Source organism: Alteromonas sp. 14N.309.X.WAT.G.H12 (genome assembly GCF_036697315.1).
Lineage (GTDB): Bacteria > Pseudomonadota > Gammaproteobacteria > Enterobacterales > Alteromonadaceae > Alteromonas.
In genome coordinates this window covers 1-4,260 of the sequence record NZ_JBAHZB010000175.1, presented here as the reverse complement: position 1 = coordinate 4,260, position 4,260 = coordinate 1, and the positions used below count along the sequence as shown (strand labels likewise).

At 46.7% G+C, this 4,260-nt stretch carries 2 protein-coding genes; both read left to right on the top strand.

Features of this window, described 5'->3' with window-relative positions; genetic code table 11:
• The coding region (locus V5298_RS19920) for an efflux RND transporter periplasmic adaptor subunit (RefSeq protein WP_332933170.1) at positions 1–917 on the top strand (917 nt) is incomplete at its 5' end.
• Positions 914–3,955: an efflux RND transporter permease subunit gene (locus tag V5298_RS19915; RefSeq protein WP_332933169.1), complete on the top strand. Its 3,042-nt coding sequence runs from the start codon at positions 914–916 to the stop codon at positions 3,953–3,955. The genes V5298_RS19920 and V5298_RS19915, both read left to right, overlap by 4 nt.
• Positions 3,956–4,260: the final 305 nt, after the last annotated feature.

The following is a 4,260-nucleotide window of genomic DNA, read 5'->3' as shown; positions in this document are numbered from 1 at the left end:
CCCTTAGTACCGTCGATATGGCTTTTCAGGTACCTGGCAGAATTAACTTTTTGGTAGAACACCAGGGTGTGATTGTGCCTAAAGGCGACCTGTTAGCCTCCTTAGAGCCCCAAGATTACGAATTGGCGTTGAAACAAGCAGAAGCCTCCTATCGCAAAGCAAAATCAGATTTTGAGCGAGGCAAGCAGCTGCAAAACGATAATTATATCAGTAAGAGTGATTTTGATTCGCTGCAAACCGCCTACGAAAATGCGGAATTGGCAGTGGAAAATGCGCGTTTAAATATTGATTACACCGAGTTACACGCCCCCTTTGATGCCTTGATAACCAATCGCGTGGTTGAGAAATTCTCCTACGTACAATCGAATCAGGCGGTGTTGCGTGTGCAGAATATTAACTATCTGCGCATACACGTAAATGTTCCCGAAAAATTAATGCGTTATGTCATCGATGAAAAACCAGAATACCGGGTATACCTTGAAACGAAGGAAGGGGATCTATTAACGGACAGTGACGGTAAACTCATTGAATTGAGCTATTTGGAAAACAAAACGGAAATCAATGACAGTACGCAAACCTATCAGGTTACGTTTAAGCTTCCCCGTAAAGATGGCTTAGATCTGCTACCGGGTATGGTGTTAACCGCCCGTGTTGAGATTAACAATTCTACGGTTTCTGCTGGCATTTGGGTACCCATGACGGCCATCGATTCTACCGGGCAGGCAGATTTCGCTGTGTGGCGCGTTGACGGCGATAAAGTGGTTTATCAACCGGTGGACATTGGACTCATTCGTGATGGACAAGCACAAATTATCAGTGATTTACAAGGTGGAACGAAACTGGTTGCCGCCGGCGTAGGTTCATTACAAGACGGAATGGTCATTCGGGAGTTTACTAAAGAGTCTCCCATACTATGAGAATTTCCACCTATTCCATAAAGAATCCGCTTACCGTTTGGTTGCTAATGATGATCTGCCTAATCGGTGGGATCATCGGTGTGTTACAAATTGGCAAGCTCGAAGATCCTGCCTTTGCGATTAAAACAGCCATTGTGACAACCTCTTACCCGGGAGCAACGGCCGAAGAAGTAGAGGAAGAAGTTACAGAGACCTTGGAATCCACCATTCAGCAATTAGCACAATTGGGTGATATAACTTCCCGATCTCTACCGGGGCAATCCCAAATTACTGTTGAAATCAGAGATGATTTCAATAGTGATAAATTGCCCCAAGCCTGGGATGAGTTACGCCGGAAAGTTACTGCCGCTGCAATGTCGCTCCCTTCTGGGGCAAGTACTCCCGTGGTGAACGATGACTTTGGTGATGTTTACGGTCTGTTCTATGCGGTGGTGGCCGAAGGTTTTTCTAATAGTCAAAAACAACAACTGGCTACCCGTTTACGGCGGGAAATACTAACAGTGCCCGGCGTGACAAAAGCAGAATTAAGCGGTGTGCCCGAAGAAACCATTTATGTGGAGACGACACAAGAAACGCTGGCGAGCATCGGTATTTCCATGTCCTCTATTGCCAGTGTCTTTCAAACCGAAAGTGCCATCGCTGACGCTGGAAGCATGCGTTTAGATGATCGGCGAATACGGCTAGTTGTGCCGGCAGGTGATGACTCGGTAGAAACCATACGCAATTTGAAATTTGGCCTACCTGGTACCACAGAGCAACTGCATGTAGGAGATGTTGCCCGTGTGTATCGTGTGGAATCAGAGAGTCCTACACAAGTTATCCGTCATAACGGTAAAGAGGCGTTTAGCCTGGCGATCGCCGGTCGAAGTGATTTAAATATTGTGGACATAGGCCATGATGTTGAGGCTCGCCTGGATGAACTGCGGGCCAAATTACCCCTTGGCGTAGATATTTTACCTATTTATGAACAACATAAAGTGGTAGATACCTCCATCAGTGATTTTTTGGTGAACCTAGCGGCATCTGTGGCTATCGTAGTGGCCGTGCTAATGCTTGTCATGGGTTGGCGTGTGGGGATTGTTGTTGGTGTCACGCTGCTTCTTACCGTGTTGGGTACCGTATTGGTGATGTGGATTTATGGATTACAAATGGAACGTATTTCATTAGGCGCATTAATTATTGCCATGGGGATGCTGGTTGATAACGCCATTGTTATCGCAGAGTCCATGCTGCTGAATATGAAAGAAGGTAAATCATCCACTGATGCGGCAGAAGAGGCGGCGCAGCAAACCCAATATCCGTTACTTGCCGCTACTGTTATCGGCATTCTGGCCTTTGCAGGGATAGGGTTATCCCAAGATAGCACCGGCGACTTCATGTTCTCGCTATTCGCAGTTATTTGCATCTCCCTATTACTTAGCTGGATACTGGCCGTTACCGTTACACCGTTACTGGGTCACTATTTGTTTAAACAAGGCGTGGCGGGTGAACCCCAAGAGCACTACGACGGTGGCGGTTATCGCGCTTATAAAGGCGTGTTGGTAACCGCGCTCAATTTCCCCAAAACAACGGTTGTCTTGCTTATTGCGACCACGGTGGTAAGCGTGATGGGATTTGGTTTCGTTAAGCAATCCTTTTTCCCACCATCAAATACGCCCATATTCTATATCGATTTTTCGTTGCCCCAAGGCACCGACATTCGTGCCACGGAAGCGGATATCAAAGAGATTGAAAAGTTGGTATTTGCCCAAGACGAAGTCACGGATGTTTCCAGTTTCATCGGCATGGGCGCGAGTCGTTTTATGTTGACGTATGCCCCCGACTTACCCAATCCCTCCTATGGGCAGTTGATTGTTCGTACGCAAGATAGAGAGCAAATTCCCGCGCTAATGGATCGCCTAAGTGCCGAGATAAGAGGCCGTTATCCTCAAGCTGAAGTGTTCTTTAAGCGACTGTTTTTTGGGCCTGCTTCAGGCGCGCAAATTGAAGCCAGAATAAAGGGCAAAGACAGTGATGTTTTGCGGCAAATAGCCGCAAAAGTTGAAAACATTATGCGCGCAGAGCCTACCATCGTTGATGTGCGTAACGATTGGCGTCAGCGGGAGTTCACTATTTACCCTGTGGTAGATGATGAGCAAGCGAAAATTGCCGGCCTTACGCGAACAGATATCGCCGATGCGCTGAAATTTGCAACAGAAGGGCAAACCGTTGGTATTTATCGTGATGACGATCGACAAATTCCCGTGGTTATTCGACCGCCTGTTGATGAACGTCAGAATATGGATTGGTTGCGTGATCGCCTTATCTGGAGTGACAGTCAACAAGCTTTCATCCCAGTTACCCAGGTTGTGACGAAATTTGACCTGCAGGCACATGAAGGTCTCATCAAAAGAAGAAACCGGGTAAGAACGCTGACTGTACAAGCTGAACCTGCTGAGGGCTATACCGCCGCAGAAGCAAGATCCAAGGTGCTGGATGCGTTGGATAAACTGCCTTTACCCGATGGTTATTCTTTGGAATGGGGCGGAGAATATGAAAGTTCATCAGATGCACAAGCGGCATTAGCTACACAGTTACCGGTTAGTTTTTTATGTATGATCTTAATTACGGTTCTGTTGTTTAATGCCATTCGCCAAGCGTTACTGATATGGATTATTGTGCCAATGGCTATTTGTGGTGTAACAGCCGGTCTGGTGGCTACAGGCTTACCCTTTAGCTTTACCGCACTGTTAGGCCTGCTTAGTCTATCGGGAATGTTGATTAAAAATGCCATTGTACTGGTCGATGAAGCTGACTTGCGGCGTAAAAATACCAATGATCTTCGTGAGGTCATCGTGGGCGCATCTTTAAGTCGGGTCCGGCCGGTGGTACTGGCGGTGTTAACCACGGTGCTAGGGATGATCCCGTTGTTATGGGATGCGTTTTTCGCCAGTATGGCAGTCACTATCATGTCTGGTTTAACCTTTGCGAGCTTACTCACATTGATCGCCGTACCGGTACTTTATTCCCTCTTTTTCAAATCGAAGCGTCCTGCTTGATGATCAGTTGGAAAGCGCAACGATGGGTTGCGCTTTCCTTCTTCTTTCGCTTTTCTTTTATTCATAAGCTAAATGAAAATGAATAGCTTTTACATCTACGTGGAAGCTTAGTAGTATAACGCGCTCAAAATAAGATTGGATGATGGCGTAGTACACCATCAGAGGTATAGAACGAGTAGCCGTTAATGACAACAACATTTGGTATTGCCCTGGCCAGTACACTATTCACGTTAGGTGTGTTTTATCATAGCTGGAAAAAACAGTCTGTGGGGCTCCTTTGGGGAGGTGTGATCACCTTTATCCTG

Bases quoted from the DNA above. Each gene is read 5' to 3' on its own strand.
- V5298_RS19915 (WP_332933169.1), top strand. From the start codon at position 914: ATGAGAATTTCCACCTATTCCATAAAGAATCCGCTTACCGTTTGGTTG.